The sequence below is a fragment of the Gluconobacter sp. genome (assembly GCF_047722525.1).
GTDB lineage: Bacteria > Pseudomonadota > Alphaproteobacteria > Acetobacterales > Acetobacteraceae > Gluconobacter.
Genome location: NZ_JBDNYY010000011.1, coordinates 1 through 17024 on the forward strand (window position 1 = coordinate 1; position 17024 = coordinate 17024).

General features: G+C 55.5%; 13 protein-coding genes and 3 pseudogenes. 6 read left to right on the forward strand and 10 right to left on the reverse strand.

The genetic code is table 11. From position 1 onward, the window contains the following. From ABF859_RS10915 to ABF859_RS10925, 3 genes and pseudogenes are all read left to right on the forward strand, one after another. Window positions 1-273: transposase (locus ABF859_RS10915; protein ID WP_415527808.1), on the forward strand; the 273-nt coding region annotated here is incomplete at its 5' end. A 322-nt stretch (window positions 274-595) separates the two neighbouring features. After that, on the forward strand, window positions 596-2896 hold the full coding sequence (locus ABF859_RS10920) for a TonB-dependent receptor family protein (RefSeq protein ID WP_415527866.1): 2301 nt from the start codon (window positions 596-598) through the stop codon (window positions 2894-2896). Window positions 2897-3061: 165 nt separating this feature from the next. Then, window positions 3062-3453: pseudogene (locus ABF859_RS10925) on the forward strand (transposase); the annotation flags it as partial. On the opposite strand, the pseudogene ABF859_RS10930 reads toward ABF859_RS10925, so the two are convergent. Continuing rightward, window positions 3452-4255: pseudogene (locus ABF859_RS10930) on the reverse strand (IS481 family transposase). The pseudogenes ABF859_RS10925 and ABF859_RS10930 sit on opposite strands and share 2 nt — an antisense overlap. Before the next feature lie 30 nt (window positions 4256-4285). Here ABF859_RS10930 and ABF859_RS10935 point away from each other — a divergent pair. Together ABF859_RS10935 and ABF859_RS10940 are read left to right on the forward strand one after the other, a co-directional pair. After that, a complete protein-coding gene (locus tag ABF859_RS10935; protein ID WP_415527809.1) occupies window positions 4286-4663 on the forward strand; it encodes an NIL domain-containing protein in 378 nt (125 codons plus the stop codon). Continuing rightward, window positions 4644-5256 (forward strand): annotated as a pseudogene (locus ABF859_RS10940) (methionine ABC transporter permease). The gene ABF859_RS10935 and the pseudogene ABF859_RS10940 overlap by 20 nt, the downstream one beginning before the upstream one ends. A gap of 294 nt (window positions 5257-5550) precedes the next feature. Here the strand turns inward: ABF859_RS10940 and ABF859_RS10945 are convergent. The 9 genes from ABF859_RS10945 to ABF859_RS10985 form a co-directional block, all read right to left on the reverse strand. Next, complete coding sequence (locus ABF859_RS10945; protein WP_415527810.1) at window positions 5551-8103, reverse strand: TonB-dependent receptor plug domain-containing protein; 2553 nt, start codon at window positions 8101-8103, stop codon at window positions 5551-5553. Window positions 8104-8204: 101 nt separating this feature from the next. Then, window positions 8205-9527, reverse strand: a complete 1323-nt coding sequence (locus tag ABF859_RS10950) for an LLM class flavin-dependent oxidoreductase (RefSeq protein WP_415527811.1) — start codon at window positions 9525-9527, stop codon at window positions 8205-8207. A 12-nt stretch (window positions 9528-9539) separates the two neighbouring features. Continuing rightward, window positions 9540-10487 carry an ABC transporter substrate-binding protein gene (locus tag ABF859_RS10955; RefSeq protein ID WP_415527812.1) on the reverse strand — a complete coding sequence of 316 codons (948 nt, stop codon included), beginning with the start codon at window positions 10485-10487 and terminating at the stop codon, window positions 9540-9542. Between the two features lie 230 nt (window positions 10488-10717). Next, window positions 10718-11503, reverse strand: coding sequence for an ABC transporter ATP-binding protein (locus ABF859_RS10960; protein ID WP_415527813.1), 786 nt, complete (start codon window positions 11501-11503; stop codon window positions 10718-10720). Further along, window positions 11497-12408: an ABC transporter permease gene (locus ABF859_RS10965; RefSeq protein ID WP_415527867.1), complete on the reverse strand. Its 912-nt coding sequence runs from the start codon at window positions 12406-12408 to the stop codon at window positions 11497-11499. Before ABF859_RS10965 ends, ABF859_RS10960 begins: the two co-directional genes overlap by 7 nt. A gap of 83 nt (window positions 12409-12491) precedes the next feature. After that, window positions 12492-13556, reverse strand: coding sequence for an ABC transporter substrate-binding protein (locus ABF859_RS10970; protein ID WP_415527815.1), 1065 nt, complete (start codon window positions 13554-13556; stop codon window positions 12492-12494). Between the two features lie 22 nt (window positions 13557-13578). Beyond that, window positions 13579-14124: a flavin reductase gene (locus ABF859_RS10975; protein WP_415527816.1), complete on the reverse strand. Its 546-nt coding sequence runs from the start codon at window positions 14122-14124 to the stop codon at window positions 13579-13581. After that, window positions 14114-14803 carry a peroxiredoxin-like family protein gene (locus tag ABF859_RS10980; protein WP_415527817.1) on the reverse strand — a complete coding sequence of 230 codons (690 nt, stop codon included), beginning with the start codon at window positions 14801-14803 and terminating at the stop codon, window positions 14114-14116. The genes ABF859_RS10975 and ABF859_RS10980 overlap by 11 nt, the downstream gene beginning before the upstream one ends. 97 nt (window positions 14804-14900) lie before the next feature. Further along, window positions 14901-15785 carry a LysR substrate-binding domain-containing protein gene (locus ABF859_RS10985; RefSeq protein ID WP_415527818.1) on the reverse strand — a complete coding sequence of 295 codons (885 nt, stop codon included), beginning with the start codon at window positions 15783-15785 and terminating at the stop codon, window positions 14901-14903. A gap of 143 nt (window positions 15786-15928) precedes the next feature. On the opposite strand from ABF859_RS10985, the gene ABF859_RS10990 reads away from it, so the two are divergent. Continuing rightward, window positions 15929-17023 (forward strand): LLM class flavin-dependent oxidoreductase, encoded by a 1095-nt coding sequence (locus ABF859_RS10990; RefSeq protein WP_415527819.1) that lies wholly within the window; start codon window positions 15929-15931, stop codon window positions 17021-17023. The last annotated feature ends 1 nt before the right edge of the window (window position 17024 follow it).

Sequence of the window (17024 nt, forward strand, 5' to 3'; positions counted from 1 at the left end):
GCAGCACAATGGATGCTGGGAGATCGCGGGTATGACGCCGACTGGTTCAGGGACGTCCTGGAAGAGAAAGGGATAAAGCCCTGCATTCCAGGACGGAAATCGCGCGGAAAACCGGTCAAATACGATAAGAGAAAATATAAACGCCGCAATCGCATCGAGATTATGTTCGGAAGGCTCAAGGACTGGCGGCGGGTTGCAACCCGCTACGACAGATGCCCGACCGTCTTCTTCTCAGCCATCTGCCTCGCCGCAACCGTCATCTTCTGGCTATGAGTCCTGAGCCTAAACTCGATGAAGAGGGTGTCTGAGTCTCCCCTGTCAGAGGCCGGAAATATTTTCTGTGTTATCAACAGGATAGTGACAAATAAATTGTTCCGATATCGATATGTAATACGATTTCCGATTTTGTCTGATGATATGCTGAAAATCAGAGGAAAACAAAAATTTCTTGGAATCGGCATTTTATAAATTCAACTTCTCCTTGATCATTACTCATTTGATAAAAATATTTTTCAGATGTTACTTACGGATAATGTCTCTTCCATAAAAATAAACAGAAATGATTTTCTGTTCCGTGGAGTATTCCGTGTCCAAGATGCCAATTACTTTCAGTGCTTATTCTCGTATGGAGCGAAATCGCAAAATTCTGTTTCTCTTGGTGGCTTCGACGTCTCTTGGAGGGATGCGCATTGCCTATGCGCAGGACATGGATCCTGTTCAGGGCATGCATCACCATATGAAACCGGTGGGCCACGCTTCTGTGCCGAATCACACCGGGAAATCTTCAGTGAAAAGGCAGAAGCCTCCGAAAACCATGGAAGGTATGTCAGGTGGCGATGATGACATGGAAGGGATGTACCATGGTGGTGCCCGGGTTTCGGATGCCGAGGAGGTGCATGTAACCGGGATGTCGGCAGTCCGACGAGCTGCTGCGCGCCTTCTGTCCGTGCCGGGAGGCACAAGTGTCGTGGATTCCAAAATGGTTCTTAGGCAGCGGACTTCGACTATTGGCGACTGGCTGGCATTTCAGCCTGGCGTTTATGCTCCTGCCGCGACGGGTGACAACGACGTTCATCTGTCCATACGAGGTTCAGGTATTCAGGCCGGCACTGGGTCCGCTCGTGTTGGTACGCTCGTCCTTCTGGATGACCTGCCTGCGACGAGAATAGGAGGCGCGCCAATGGAATTGATGGAGCCTCTAGGGATGCAGTATATGGAAATTTACCGGGGAGGGAACGGTTTCGATCTTGGATCGACGCTCCTCGGCGGCGCTATTAATATGCATACTTTGACAGGGTATGATGCAAAAACGTATCAGGCCCGTGTAGAAGCTGGAAGTTTTGGGTATGTCAAAGAACAACTTTCATCCGGGAAGGTTATTGGAAAATCTGATTACTATATAAGCGTTACAAATTCCTATAGATCCGGATATCAGCAGAATACAAAGATTTCAAATTTTGGAATTAATTTCAACTACGGATACAAGTTCAGTGATTCCGTTGATACACGGTTTTTCTTCCGGTATCGTCAGTCTTACGAAGGACAGCCCAACTATCTGACGCGCGCGCAGATCGCAGAAAATCCCAAACAGGCGCGTCCCGGGTATTATAATACGTACACGATTCTTCCTGGAACAAAGTATTTTGGAGACAGGACAAGAATCCGCATCGATGACAAATCCAATCTTCTGATTGGCTTTACGTATATTGATGCCCCGATGAATCATGGACTGCGGACGCTTCAGTTGCCCATGAATGTCATTGGTGCAAATGGTGTTGTTGATTACACCCGGAAAGATAAAATTTGGGGCCATAAAAGCAATACAAATCTGGGTGTTTATACAACCGTTGATGTCGGCTACAATTATTATGACTACCGCGTCAGATCCACATCAGCCTATGCCGCCTATGGGCTTCCATTTGGTGCCTCCGTTAACAGGTGGCATAGAGGAGGAAGCAACACGATATGGCATCTTAGCAATGAGACAGAAGTATATAAAAATTTGTGGCTGACGGCTGCTGGAGCTCTAAGTTACATGCCACGGAGTACGACGACGACGTACCCTGTCCAGAGCCATTTTTCTGTTAACCCTCTTTATTTTGCTCCGCGTGGCGGCTTCCGGTATCAGGCTACGCCAGATATCCGTATTTATGGAAATGTTACACGCAGTGTACAGTCAGCAACGGATAATGATTTTCTTTCCGGCTCTCAATATCAGAGCGGTCCTGCCACAGGACTGACAGAGGGATATCAGAGACTTAAGCCTCAAACCGCAACGACCTTCGAAATTGGTAGCGAAGGAACTTTTAAAGGTCAGCACTGGAGTGTTTCCTATTATCACTCAGCTGTCCGAAACGAACTTCTGTCCGTCATGACGGCGACGTCAGCACTCTATAATACGGCTGTTCTGAGCAATGCCTCTCCTACCACGCATCAAGGCGTGGAAGTAGGTTTGAATCATAAGATCTATCAGTGGGACGGCAATAGTATCTATCTGATGCATGCCTACACATTTCAGGATTTTCATTATAATCATGACCAGAATTTTGGTCACAACCGGTTGCCCGGTATTCCTCAGCATCTTTACCAGGCACAGTTTCACGCTGATTTCAAAAATGGTTTCTATTCTTCATTCGATGTCGAGGCAGCATCTTCAGTTTATGCGACATATGACAACAAGGCAAAAGCAGCGCCCTATCATATTTACAATCTGACGTTTGGTTATCTCTGGCCCAAGAAAAATCGACGCATTTATTTTCAGCTCCATAACCTTGCCAACAAACATTACGCCTCTGCTGTAATCCCGGTTTACAGAGCGACAAACGGAGATGCTGCAGCGGAAATGCCGGGTGACGGATTTGGAGTATTTTCAGGAATAGATGTGGGATTTAATTAAAACAAAGAAAATCACCTGAAATATGGATGTCTGCAGGGTATGAAACTAATGGTCAGGCATCCATGAACCTCGAGTATAAAAATAGGGCTTGAAATATAGCAGGGGTAGCGTTCGAAACCCCCTTGGTTTTGATAGACCCTTTGTGATTTCCTCTCTTGTGTGGTGATGAGGGACGCGCGCATGAAACAGGGGCGCCTTGCCCGTTTGAGCGGACTTTCTGGTCAGCTTGAAGCATTTTTCCGAACTATGGATTTTGAGGCGTTCCCACCTGATCTGGAAAAGGCTCTGGCCTATGCGGATGGGAGAAGCCGAGTGTCCTCCGTATGATCCGGTGCTGATGTTCAAAATCCTCGTGATCCACACGCTGAATACTCTGTCCTACGGAACAGACGGAGTAGTTGCTCAGCGAGCGTCTGTCGTTCACGCGCTTCTTTGGTTCGGAGTTATCGGATCGGGTGCCTGACGCGAAGAGGATCTGGCTGTTCCGCGGGCCTCTGACGCAGGCCAGCGTTATCGATATGGTGTTCAACCGGTTCGATGTCACATTGAGGAATGCTAGGTGTTTAGTCCCGGGGGTTGATGGGTTGGATTGATGATGAATTTTTCTGGCTCTGCTGTCCATATTTTGCAGACATATTCGTAAGGTGTGAGGCCACTCAGCGTCTTGAGCCTTCGCCCGAAATTATAGGCTGCCATGAAGTCGTTGAGGTGTGTCCTCAACTGCTCATGACTGTCGTAATGGAAGCGTTTGACGGTTGCTTCCTTGATCGTCCGGTTCATCCGCTCAACCTGACCGTTCGTCCAGGGATGATTGGGTTTCGTCAGACGATGTTCGATCCCGTGGGCTTCGCAGATCATGTCGAAGCGCATGGGACACGACCACGCCGCATTGCGATTATGAGGCTGCTCAGCGAACTGGATGCCGTTATCGGTCAGAATGGTATGAACCCGATAAGGGATCATGCTCAGGAGATGTTCGAGGAATTCCAAGGCTGTCTTCCGATCGGCTTTCCCGACGAGTTGTGTGACAGCGAATTTGCTTGTCCGGTCGATAGCAACGAAGAGGTGCAGCTTGCCCTCAGCAGTCTGGACTTCGGCAATATCGATGTGAAAAAAGCCGATGGGATAGCGTTTGAAACGCTGTCGTTTTGGCTTGTCTCCCTCCATGTCCGGAAGTCGGGATATCCCGTAACGCTGAAAGCAGCGATGCAGAGCCGAGCGTGTCAGATGGGGAATGCTGGCCTAAAGGCAGCCATCCATCGGCAGTAAAGTATGGCGTTGAAACGCTACGATCATCGCTTCGTCCGTCTTGGAAAGGACCGTTGATCCGAAATGGACGTTATCCGACGTCTTGCCCATCGGATTCTTGTTCTTGATCGGGGACAGATCGTGGAAGACGTCTCCATTGAGGAGCTTGCGCGTGGAGAGGTTCGTCACGCCCTGACGAGGTCCTTTATCAAGGAAAAACAGACGTCTCTTCCCGAATGGATATCTCCTTTCATTACTGATGCACAGGAGCCTGACAGTCGTCTCGTCGTTGCGCTCAAGGTCAAAGCAGAACAGGGATCTGCTTTCTTGATTGCAGATCTATACCGGCAATTTGGAACTTCCCCCAATATCGTACAAGCCAGTATCGGCGAGAGTGGCTTTGGCGGATATGGCAGGCTTGTTCTGAGCCTGCCTCAGAACAGTGCGGATATCATGGAGTGGTTGGAGAAAAGCGCTCATGAAATGAAGGTATTGGGATATGCACCATCCGTTTTTTGACCTGCTTGTAAAGGCGACTCTGGCAACACTGGGAATGGTTTTTGTTTCCGCCGGTATTGCCATGTTGTTCGGATTGTCACTTGCGATCCTTCTGACCATCACCAGGCCCCAGGGTCTGTGGCCTGTCCCGGCGATCGGACGACCACTGGGGGTGATGGTTGATCTGACAAGGGCAGTTCCCTTCATCATTCTGCTTGTTCTTCTGATTCCTCTCACCCGCTTTCTCGTCGGGACGGCTCTTGGGACGGCGGCTGCGATTGTTCCCCTTTCCATCACAGCCATCCCGTATTTTGCACGGATTGCAGAGGTTTCTCTGAAGGACGTAAACCCTGAACTGATCGAGGGAGTGCGTGCCATGGGGACAATGCGCGCAAAAGTCGTGCAGATCCGTTCTGCTGCCGGAAGCGCTGGCTGGTCTTGTCTCGGGTCTGACAGTCATGCTGGTTACGCTGATCAGTGCCTCTGCCATGGCGGGAGTGGTGGGGGCGGGAGGACTTGGTGACCTTGCGATCCGGTATGGATATCAGAGATTCAATACAGCCATGATGCTCTGGGTCGTGGGTGTTCTGGTCGTGCTGACAATAAGCGTGTAGTTTCTGGGTAATACTGTTTCAGCGGGAATCCGCTCCCGTCAGGGCCTGTTTGGAAAAACGGTCTGATGCATTCACGCTCTGAATGCCGGTGCGAGAGCAGAAAGCCGGATAGCCTGTTGGAGGCGTTCAATAAGTGGTCTTACATTTTTCGGATGGGCTGGAATGCCCGGGCACCGAAGATATGGGTATTGAAATAAAGCATGGAATTGCGAGATCCATTCGCTGCCATCCTTTCTTCGTCCTCGCACTTCCCCTGTGTAAACTCCAGTGTCCTACGGGTATCTGTGTTGTAGGTCACCATGAATAGCTGACACGGCCATAGAAATAGCTCCCGTCCAGCCCGTAGGCCGAGGCGTAGCTGTAGTTCGGATTGACCTGAAGGAGGGACTGGGCGCTCTGTGCCAGTTTGCTGAGGGTCTGTGGGCGGTGGTTGAAAACATTGTTGCCGCCCGCTGAAACCCGGATACGGTTCGGGAAAGTATAGGAAACATCGAAATCCATCAGCCAGGCAGGGGCGACCGTCTGGTCGTATGCGGCGCCACGATCGCTCCAGAGCTGGGTTTTTGAATAACGCGAGACCCTGACGGTTGTACTCCAGTTGTCTATGTTCCACGTGCCGCTAAGACGGAGCGTGTTTCGGGGATAAATCGCCGTGATATTGCCGATCTGGCTGCGATAGAGTGCCGTGACGCCAGAGCCGAGATTCACGTTCAGCGGGTTGACTCTCATGATCTGGTGCTGCTGCTGGTTCATCATGACGGTCCACAGGACGTTTCCTGCCCGTCCGAACCTGCTCAGGTAATGCGCCTGAAGATCGAGCCCCATGGCGCGGGTATGGGCTGCGTTCCGCTCGTAAGTGTAGCCATAATAACGGCCGTCATTCGGGACGATGCCCTCCTGATGAAGGATATTCAGCACGGTTGCTCCGGAAACGCCTGCACCGGAGACGGAGATGGGAACAATCTGGTTGAAAATGTCGATACGATAGGCGTCGAGCGAGATATCGAGCCGTTTCAGGGGCGTGAGAACAAAGCCTGCGCTGAAGTTGTGAGAGGTTTCGGGTTTGAGAGGCGTTGCGCCAAGGGCGCGGGCTCCAGCGTTTGTGACAGAGGCATAGTTCGTATAGGACTGCACGAGCTGGTTCGTGCTGGGCAGAATGGAATAATAAAGGGCGGTGCTCTGGAAATATTCCTGCTGAAGCGTGGGAGCATGGAAGCCGTTGCTGGCTGATCCCCGCAGGGCGATCCAGGGTGTGATCTGATAGCGCAGGGAGGCTTTTCCGCTCAGGGCGTTGCCAAAATCACTGTACTGTTCATCACGCCCGGACAGGGCAACCGTTATTTTGTCAGTCACTTTCTGCGTCAGATCAAGATAGAAAGCGCCATTCATCCGCGCATGGGTGCCAGCCTGCGAGGGAGAGGTTGCGCCCAGACCGGAGGCGAAGGGAAGCGCGGGTGTGGCAGTGGGGAAGACGTAACTGGCGGGATTGACGTAACCGCCATCCGCCCAGGCGGACCGTTCCCCTGCGTTCACCTCGTATTGCTGGTAGCGATATTCGATGCCGGCCGCGACCTGAAGAGGGTCCTTGAAAAGGCCTGTCCGGAACGGACGGCGGATATCGAAATCGGCTGTCAGTTCGGAATTTGCCAGGGATTGTAGGTGAAAGTTGTGGGGACTGTCCGGACCGAGCGAATTGTTGATGGTGTTCTGGATGCCGATGCTGCTGTCGTTGCGTCCGTAATTGACGCTGCCATCCCAGTGCCAGCCGAAGAAGTTGTCGCCCTTCAGGCCGCTCGTGAACTGGAAATCATTGTCTTCCGTCGTATCGGTTGGCAGATATCCGTCCGGATAAACGCTCATGATGTTCTGCTGCGAGTTTGACGGTCTGTACCAGGCCGCGACGAAGGATGTGCGGTGTGTATAGGTGGCGTAGGAGTAAAACCGGATCTTTTCGTTCAGCGGAATTTCGAGATTGTATGCGACGCTCTGCCGTTCGGATTCCGGGCTGCCTGAAATCTGACGGTAACGGTTGCCATTTTCCCGCGGATCCTGTGAACCGTCGGCGAGTAAAGGATACAGCAGCACCGGGCTGCCGCCCTGGGTCTTCGGAACGTAACCGCCATAATTCGTGGACTGGTTGCCGACAAATTCAGCCGTCAGGTTCAGGAAACCGTCCCGTCCTATCCGGAAGCCCTGATTGTAATTCAGGTTTCCGCCCTTGCCATAATCTCCGAGTGGACCAACGCTTGAACCATACTGGTTATATCCGACATCGACGGAACCTCCATGGTCTGCGGATTTGAGAATGATGTTGACGACACCGGCGATGGCGTCGGAGCCATACTGTGCAGCCGCTCCGTCTTTCAGGATTTCGATGTGATCTACGGCGCTCATCGGGATCATGTCGAGATCGACGGGAGACTGGCCCTGCATGGCGCCGCCGTAGAAAACAGACGACATGGTATGCCGGCGCTTCCCGTTGACCAGTACGAGCGTTTCATTCGCGCCAAGGCCGCGCAGTGACATCGTTTTTGTAGTGAAACCAAGCTGGCCCGGATATCCCGGCGTATTGTTTGCTGAAGGATCAAGCGCAACAATGGCGTTCTTCAGGCTGGTCTGACCGGTTTTCTTCAGGTCGGCCGCCGTGAAAATCGCAATGGGCGACATGCTTTTTGACGCTTTGACGGATGAGCGGGTGCCCGTAACGATAACCGCTTCAGGTGTCTGAGCGGTTGTGCTCCGGGCTGTCTGCGCCCAGCCTGTCACGGGGGGGAGCATACCCGAGACGATGCTTAACGGCACTCCCACACGTCTGTTCCATCGGATGATGGACGAAGAAATTCTCATTGCATGTCCCCGGATTTTACAAAGATATCATGCGAAGATGTTGGTTTCGTTCCGAAACAACAAATGAGATTTTCAAAGAATACAGTTTGCTGATGCTTGTTTCATGTGGGAGGAATTCTTAGATTTTTCCTGAGGTTGCGACTTTCATAGGATGTGCGCGTCAGACCCCTGCGTTGCAGTTCGGGAATGACCAGTTCCACGAAATCATTGATGCCGCCAGGTGCGGATGTGAACATGATGTTGAAGCCGTCGCAGGCGCCTGTGTGATACCATTCCTCGATCTCATCCACGATGGACGCCGGAGTGCCCGTCAGGAGACGATGACCGCCGCGCGTAAAATTATGGAGAATGTCTTTGACCGTCGGGCGGGTCTTGCGGATCCAGTCCACGATTAGTGACTGGCGGCTTTTATGGCTGTTTGTTTCCTCGACGGAGCCCAGCTCGATCGGTCTGTCTTCAGGCCACTGTGAAAGATCTGTTCCGAGGCTGGAATAGAGGGAGATGGCCCGCAGAACATCAGCCTTGTCGAGATAGTTCTGATAGCGTTCGAATTTTTCCCGGGCCTCGCTTTCTGTTCTCCCGACGATCGGAGCGAGACCCGGCAGGATACGGATATGCCGGTCATCGCGCCCATAGCGGGCAGCCCTTTCAAGAACATCGGAACGGTAGGCGCGGCCAGCGTTAATGTCATATTCGGCTGTATAGATGATCTCGCCTATGCGTGCGGCAAGTTCCTTTCCAGCCCCGGAGGCGCCCGCCTGTGCAAGAATGGGGGGACGCTGAATGGGAGGTGGCGAATTGAGCGGCCCTACCACCTGAAAAAAACGCCCTTTATGATTCAGGGGATGAACGCGGGAAGGGTCGAGCCACACGCCACTGTCCTTGTCACGTATGAAAGCCTCCGGCTCGATGCTGTTCCACAATCCCTTGACGACATCGACAAATTCATGAGCGCGTTCGTAGCGCAGGGCGTGATCGACATGGGAAACGAGATTGAAGTTCTCGCCGCCTCCGGTGGCGGTGACGACATTCCACCCTGCACGTCCGCCACTCAGCACATCGAGCGAGGCGATACGCCGTGCGATATTATAGGGTTCATTGAAAGTTGTTGAGGCGGTGCCGATCAGGCCGATGTGAGAAGACGTGACGGCCAGGGCGGCAAGCAGGGTGAAGGTATCCCAGCGTGCAAGGGCAGGTGTACGGGCGATGCGCGAAGGGTCGGGAATCGGCAGGACATTGTCATAAAGGAAAATGGCGTCGAAGCGCCCTTTTTCCAGAGTGGAGACATAGTCACGGTAGCGTTCGAATGTCAGGTCGGCGTCCGTATCTTCTCCCGGTGCCCGCCATGCGTCTCCGTTTGTGGCTGAACCCGTGAAATAGGCTCCAAGGGCGAAGGGAGCGCGTGTGCTGCGTGAGGCGGTCATGAAAAAAATATCCTAGAATGCGATGGTTGGATCGGTCACGGCTTTTGCATCCCATGAGCCCGGAATCATTCTTGTTGCAGTCATGAAATCGGAAACGCCCTGCTGTTTCCGGAGAATGTCTGGAGTGATGGGCACAACGGACGCCATTGAGGTCCGGACGACTTCGCGCGCGACAGGGAGGGAGAGCCCTGTTTCCCTGCTCCATGCCACGGCGTAATCTTCGGCATGCGTCAGCATCCACTGATGGCCGTCACGCAGAAGCCGGTTATAGGCAATGATGGCGTTCCGCTGGCTCTGAAGCGCCTCGTCTGTCGCAACGACGTAGCTCAGGCCGCTCATCAGGCGGCCACCGTTCACGATTTCCCGCGCCCCATCATCTATTTTGGCATCTGCGATATAAGGACCCCACGTTGCCCAGGCATCGACGCTGCCATTCTGGAGCGCCATTTTTGCGGCTGTGGGCGGAACAAAGACGAAGCGGACGTCGTCATCATGCATTCCGGCATCCCGCAGGGCCGCGAGCGTGAGATAATGTCCGGTCTGGCTTTTCAGTGTGGCGATGGAACGTCCCTTGAGGTCCTGTATGCTGCGGATGGGACTATCCTTGCGCACCACGATCGCCGTCATGGTGCCATCGGTCTGAATTGCCGCGACGGCCTTGATCGGACTACCGCCAGCTTGTGCGAAAACGAGAGGCGCATCACCAATTACGCCGACATCTACGGCCCCTGCCGTCAGGGCCTGGATCAGCATGGGAGCACCCGCAAACAGGCTCCATTGCAACGGGACAGGCGATCGGGTTGTCAGGCCCGCTGCGGTGAGGAGGGCCTGTGCCCCGCCTTTCTGGTCGCCGACATGCAGGGGGGTAGCTGCAAGCGCCCGGGAGCGGGACAGGGACAGCAGATGCGCGCCTGTCGCCGAGGAAAGGCCCGCGAGAAAGACACGACGGCTGAAAGGCATTGGAAATCCTTGTCAAAAACAGAATATCCGATCTCAACAGGGAAAACAGGCAACGCAAAATGAGATAGTTTTATCAATGGATTTGAAATTATTTGATGTTCCGGGACATCCGAATGGGCGTGACTGCAGGCTCGTCCGGCAGTGGCAGGGCGCGTCGTTCGTAACGTGCCGGAAGTGGGGGCTGTCAGGGGGCAGATGGTCTCCGGTCTGATACCTCCCCGGGCGTCAGGTCAGGCCGTAGCCAAGGGAGAAATGCCGATCTCAAGCTGCTCCAGGATATGAGCGCGCAGGTCCTGAAGGCGTGGATCCTCACGATGCCGTGGTTCCGGCCAGTCCACAGGAATGTCGGCCAGAATGCGGGCGGGTCTCGGACTGAAGACAATGACGCGCGAGGCCAGAAGCAGGGCTTCTTCCACGTCATGGGTGACCATCAGGGCCGTGAAGCCCTGGCTCTTCCAGAGACGGAACAGCTCCGTCTGCATGGCGAGGCGGGTGAGGCTGTCGAGTTTACCGAGAGGTTCGTCAAGAATGAGCATACGCGGGCTGTTGATCAGGGCACGTGCCAGCGCCACACGCTGGGCCATGCCGCCAGACAACTGATGAGGCCATGCTCTGGAGAATTCTTCGAGGCCGACAAGGCGGATGGCTGCGGCGACAGCTTCGGGATTTCTTTCTCCACGAATATCCAGCCCAAGGGATATGTTGCCGCGGACGGTCCGCCAAGGATAGAGCGTTGGGTCCTGAAACATGATGATGCGACTGGGATCAGGCCCGGTGATGGGCACACCATCTGCCAGCAATGTGCCTGTGTCGGGCGTCTCCAGACCCGCGACCAGACGCAGGAGAGTGGATTTTCCACAGCCCGAGGGACCGATCAGGGCAATGAACTCGCCGGGCGCGACGTCGAGGCTGACATCATCCAGAACGGGGCGGACCCCAGATGGCATCTCGTAGCTGTGGCTGAGGTGTGAAAGGGTCAGGCCAAGGGGAGAAACGGGCTGGGATGAGGTTACCATTTGAGGCCGTTCTTCTGCCATTTGAGGAAATGATCACGCAGTTTGAAGAGAAGTGTCATGAGAGTGGTGCACATCAGGGACATGACGATCAGCGCGGCGTACATGTTGGGATAAGCCGCCCATCCCTGTGCCCATTGCATGTAGAAGCCCAGACCTGATTTGACGCCCAGCATTTCCGCTACGACCAGCATGGCGAAAGAGGCGCCCAGTCCCATGAAAAGCCCGACGAAAATCTGTGGCGTGGCGGCAGGAAGCGCGATGCGCAGGACAAGGAAACGGTTGCGTGCTCCCATCGTTCTGGCGACGTCATAATAGGCGTGATCCACAGCCGAAACGCCGGACCACGTCAGCACGGCCACCGGAAAGCCGGCGGCAAGCGCCATAAGGACTTCACCGGCAAGGCGTGTGGAGGGAAAGATCACGAATGTCAGGGGAAGAAGGGCGACGGGCGGCAGAGGCCCGATCAGTCGCATGATGGGCCGCACCCAGTATCGGACATGGTGGGATCTGCCGAGCGCAACGCCTGTGATGATACCGAGAACAGAGCCGGAAACATATCCTATGGCAAGCAGGAGCAGGGAATGGAGGAGGCTGTCTCCAAGGCGCTTCCAGTCCGTCAGGAAAACATCCAGCAGATCCTGCGGTGTTCCGAAAAACGGCCGGGGAAGCAGGAGAAACTTGGCCTGAATCACTTCCCATGCGCCTAGCCCGAGGCCTAGCACCAGAGCCCACGGGGCCCGCTCCTTCAGACGCCCGATAGCCGTCAGGGCCAGCAGGCAGAGGCCGACGGCAAGAAGCAGGATGGCGAACTGACCGGTATCGGGGAAATCATCCCTGTCAGGCAGTTTCCATGTAAGCAGCGCGGCCAGCAGCCAGACGGGGCCAGCCAGCCATTGCCAGAGCATGGCTGGCGCAAGGGCCCGGTTTCCGGTCTGCGCGCGGGTGGCAGGGGGGCTGGCGGACGCAGGGATTGTCTGGCTGTTGCTCATCAGGTGAAGAGATCCTGCGTGATGCGTTTTGCGTAACGCTCACTGTCGAGGGATGGGCGGAAAATGCCTGCCTGTTTCAGGGCATCGGCATAGCGGACGATTTCCTGCCTGAAATCCTGCGTCAGGGTCTGGTGGTGATGGCCCTGCATCTTCAGCATTGCGGCGAGATCCCCGGCGTTTGCCTTGGGGGCGTAGGGCTGGAAAATGGTGGCGGCTTCGTCCGGGTTGCAGGCGATCCATGCGCCTGCTTCCAGAATGGCGCGCGTCACGGCCGCGGCGACCTTAGGCTCATTCCGGATCAGACTGCCGCGTAAACCTATGACGCAGCAGGCCAGATGAGCCCATTCGCCTTTCATGTTGTTGTCGATATCGATAAGGCCGAACTGGCGTCGCTGTGGGTAGGAAAACGGGTCGGCATCCGAAAAGGCCTGAATATCACCGCGCTGGAGTGCGAGCGGCAGAAGATCGGCCGGGAACTGTCTCCACTGAACGTCGGTTTCAGGATCGAGACCGGCTTCCTTGATGCGGATACTGAAAAAATTGCGGTCAGGACCGCCGATATCCGTGACGCCGATGGTCTTGCCTTTCAGGTCCGTCAGGGTTTTGAGCCCCGTGGCGGGCGTCGTCATGAGATACATGCATCCTGCATGCAATCCCGCCACAAGCTTGACGTCGAATCCCTGCTGGAGGGGCTTCAGCCAGCGGAGCGCCATACCGGGTGCGCCGTCCGCTTTGCCGGTGGACAGGGCTTCAAGAAGCTGGTCCGTGGCTCCGGCAAAATTGACGTAATCGATATTGAGATTGTATTTTTTGAAAAATCCCTTGGCTTTTGCGACTGGGACAGCCGCCGTGCAGATCGAGGCTTCGTTCCAGGCGATTGTCAGGTTGCGGGCTGGTCCGGGAACGGGTTCGACTATCGCCGGACCGGCAGCCTGGCATCGGTCTCCCATGTCCATCTGGTCTCCGGACTGGGCAGAGGCCTTTGAGTGAAGGCCCGATGCAACGATTCCGGCCAGACTTCCCGTCAGGACAGTGCGACGGGATGGGGAATGAATGGAAGGCATCAGAATTGATCCTGCAGGAGCGTCAAGGGCGCTTGACCGGAAGGTGATGAAAGCCCCGGGAGAACCAGGCGAGGCCGTGTTCTGCTTCAGGGTTGGTGGTAATGGCTTTGACACCACAGAACAGGACGTCATGGGTTCCTGTGCCGCGGATGGCTTCGATGGTGCAGTCAAGCGTGACGAGCGCATCTGAGAGCAGTGGCGAACCTGTTTCCCGGGTCATCCACGTAGCACTGGAGAACCTGTCTTCTGCGCTGGCTGAACGGCTGGCAAAAGAATAGGCAAGCTGGCTATGGGCGGGGGAGAGAATACTGATTCCCACGACCCCATTCTGCAGGAAGGACTGATGGGACCGGTTGCCGCGGTTGAGACAGACCAGCACGGTCGGCGGTGTATCGCTGACGCTGCTGATGGCTGAAACGGTAAGGCCCTGCCGACCGCCGGGGCCGTCGGTTGTGACGAGGACAACCGGCGCACCCAGAAGGCTCATGGCATCACGGAAATCTTCCTGACTGACGGACTGTGCTTCCTCTGTTCGGAGGAGGGTCCTGACGGTATTGTCATGCGGCATCAGAAACGCTCTTTTTTGAGAGGCCAAGGGCTTTCAGGATCGTGTCCGTTTCGGGACGGCGCATCCAGTCGGGCGAAATCTCGACGAAGCTGACGACGCGGCCCGGTGTCAGGACAAGGACGGTCGGTTTGGGGAGTTCCCAGTTCTCGGTGCCGTTCAGGGCCTCGCTGCGATCTCCCCTGGCTATGGCGGCTTCACGCGTGGTGTCATCGAAAACATAGGTAATGCCCAGAATGCGCGCGAGCGTCAGCCCCGGGTCATTCAGGACGGGAAAGGGCAGATCGTGGCGGGCTCTGATGTCGTCCAGTACAGGGAAAGGCTGTGCGGAGACTGCGACCAGAGGAATGCCCGCGGATTTCAGGGCGGGGGCAAGGCTTTCAGCGTAATAGGGAAGAGCGATATTACAGGCTGAACAGTCTGCAAATCTGAAAAACAGGAGCACGGCCGGCCCAGAGGCTGTCAGATCGTCCAGAGATACCTGTTCACCGTTCACGTCCGAGAAAAAATGGGGCGGCAGAACGTCACCGACTTCTACATGGGGCGTCCGGGCGTGATCGCGCACGAGTGCCTGCCTCTGGGCGACATTTCGGGATACAGCTTCGGGAGACCATGTCTGGCATCGTTCCGCATCGAGGGTGTCATATCGGCTTTGCAGGGAGGGAGATGAAAGAATGCTCATGCTGGATGTACCCTGATGGTCACTAAACCCGGTCAGCATGAGTGATGATGCAGCGTGAATGCCAGGGAGTTTTCCTTATGGAACAGTTTACCGCCCGTCATTGATCGGATGCCGCCTGTTCAAGAAGTTGCGCAAGATCAACGGCTGCGTCGGGAAGGCCGTTCCTCTGAACGAGGATGGTTTCGATTTCAGGGACTTCCGGAAGAATGCCCGGTGGCAGGATGGAAAGCCCCTCGGCGGCGGCAAAACGCCGGGTACGGCAACTGGCTCCCAGTCCGCTGCGCACACCTGCCCGCATGGCGGGAAGGTGAGGCGTTTCCAGCACAATCCGGTAATCGCGACGGGCTTTGGCAAGTGTCCTGAGAGCAGCTTCCCGAAAGCGGCAGGGCGGCTCCAGCAGTACGAGAGGAATCTCCGGCTGATCCAGCGTACTCGGATCTCCGAGCCATGCCATCCGGTCGTGCCCGACGATGCGCCAGGTCGCGTTGGGGCGGTCGCCGTGCTGACCGAGGCACAGGACGATATCCAGCCGGGAACGGTCGAACATTTCCAGCAGTTCCGCTGACCCGCCAACGCGGACAGTCAGGCGGCAGCGGGGATGTTCAAGCCGGAAACGGGCAAGGACATCCGGCAGGAGGGTATCGGCAAAGTCCTGAACCATCCCGATGGTGATCGGTTCCGGTTCGGAAACGTGACCCAGCTTGTGCATGATCCGGTCATTGAGCGCGAGAAGCTGACGTGCATACGCAACCAGTTCCTCGCCCGCCGGGGTCAGAACCAATTTTCGTCCGTCACGCCGGAACAGTTTCTGCTGAAGGACGTCTTCCAGCCTTTTCATCTGAAGACTCAGGGCGGACTGGGTCAGGAAAATGGTTTCTGTGGCCTGGGCCATGGAACCGGCTTCCACGATCGCGACGAAAGAACGCAGGAGCTCGGTGGGGACATTGCGGGCCATGCGTTGCGGGAGAGAGGAATGTGACATGGCAGGCACTCCACGGTGAAACGAAACGGTTATATTTAACTATATAAAAGTGTGTGATTTGTGTTTCTTGTTTGAGATATGACGTATCAAGAGTGCTATCTTGTCAACACAACAATCAATCGTGTTTTTGGGGGCGTACAGCCATGCCAGTGGAATTCATCGGGTTTGTAAGTAGCCGGAACCATTCTGAAATCATTCCGCCTTCAGGCCCTGTCATTGACCTCGATCACATCGAGACAGCCGCCAAAATTCACGAGAATGGCCGCTTCGACCGCGTGTTGATTGCTTTCCATTCCAACTCGCCCGAGAGTATCCTGCTGGCGCAGCATGTTGCGGCCACCACCCGGGAGCTGGGGCTGATGGTGGCGCATCGTCCCGGCTTTACGGCTCCCACGCTGGCGGCCCGCCAGTTGGCAACGCTTGATCAGATCTCACGTGGGCGCGCGGCAGTGCATATCATCACGGGCGGCAGCGACCTTGAGCTTCAGGCGGATGGCGATCATACCACCAAGGCCGAGCGCTATGCCCGGACCCGCGAATATCTTGAAATCGTGCGCAAGGAATGGGGCAGTCCAGAGCCTTTTGACTATGCGGGCCGGTTCTACACCGTGAAGGGTGCCAACTCTCTGGTGAAACCATATCACGGAGATGCCATTCCGGTTTATTTTGGCGGCTCGTCTGAGGAAGCCATTGCGGTGGCGGGTGAGCAGGCGGATGTTTATGCCCTGTGGGGTGAAACCTACGAGCAGGTGCGTGAAACCATTTCCCGGGTTCGCGCGGCTGCGGAAAAAGCAGGGCGCCCATCGCCGCGTTTCTCGCTCTCCCTGCGTCCGATTCTGGCTGAGACGGAAGAGGTGGCCTGGGCGAAGGCGGACGCTATTCTTGAACAGGCCCGGCGGCTTCAGGACCAGACGGGATATGCCAGGTCTTCCGTTATCCCCAACGAGGGGTCCCGTCGCCTGCTGGCGGCGGCGAAGCAGGGCTCGCGTCTGGACAAGCGGCTGTGGACGGGGATCGCTGAACTGACGGGGGCCAAAGGCAATTCAACCTCTCTTGTCGGCACGCCGGATCAGGTGGCTGAAGCTCTTCTGGACTATTACCGGATTGGAATTTCGACGTTTCTTATTCGTGGGTTTGATCCGCTCGTGGATGCTTATGACTACGGGCGGGATCTTCTCCCGCGTGTTCGGACTCTGGTTGCGGAAGAAGACCAGCGCACCGGCCAGCAGGCTGCCTGAA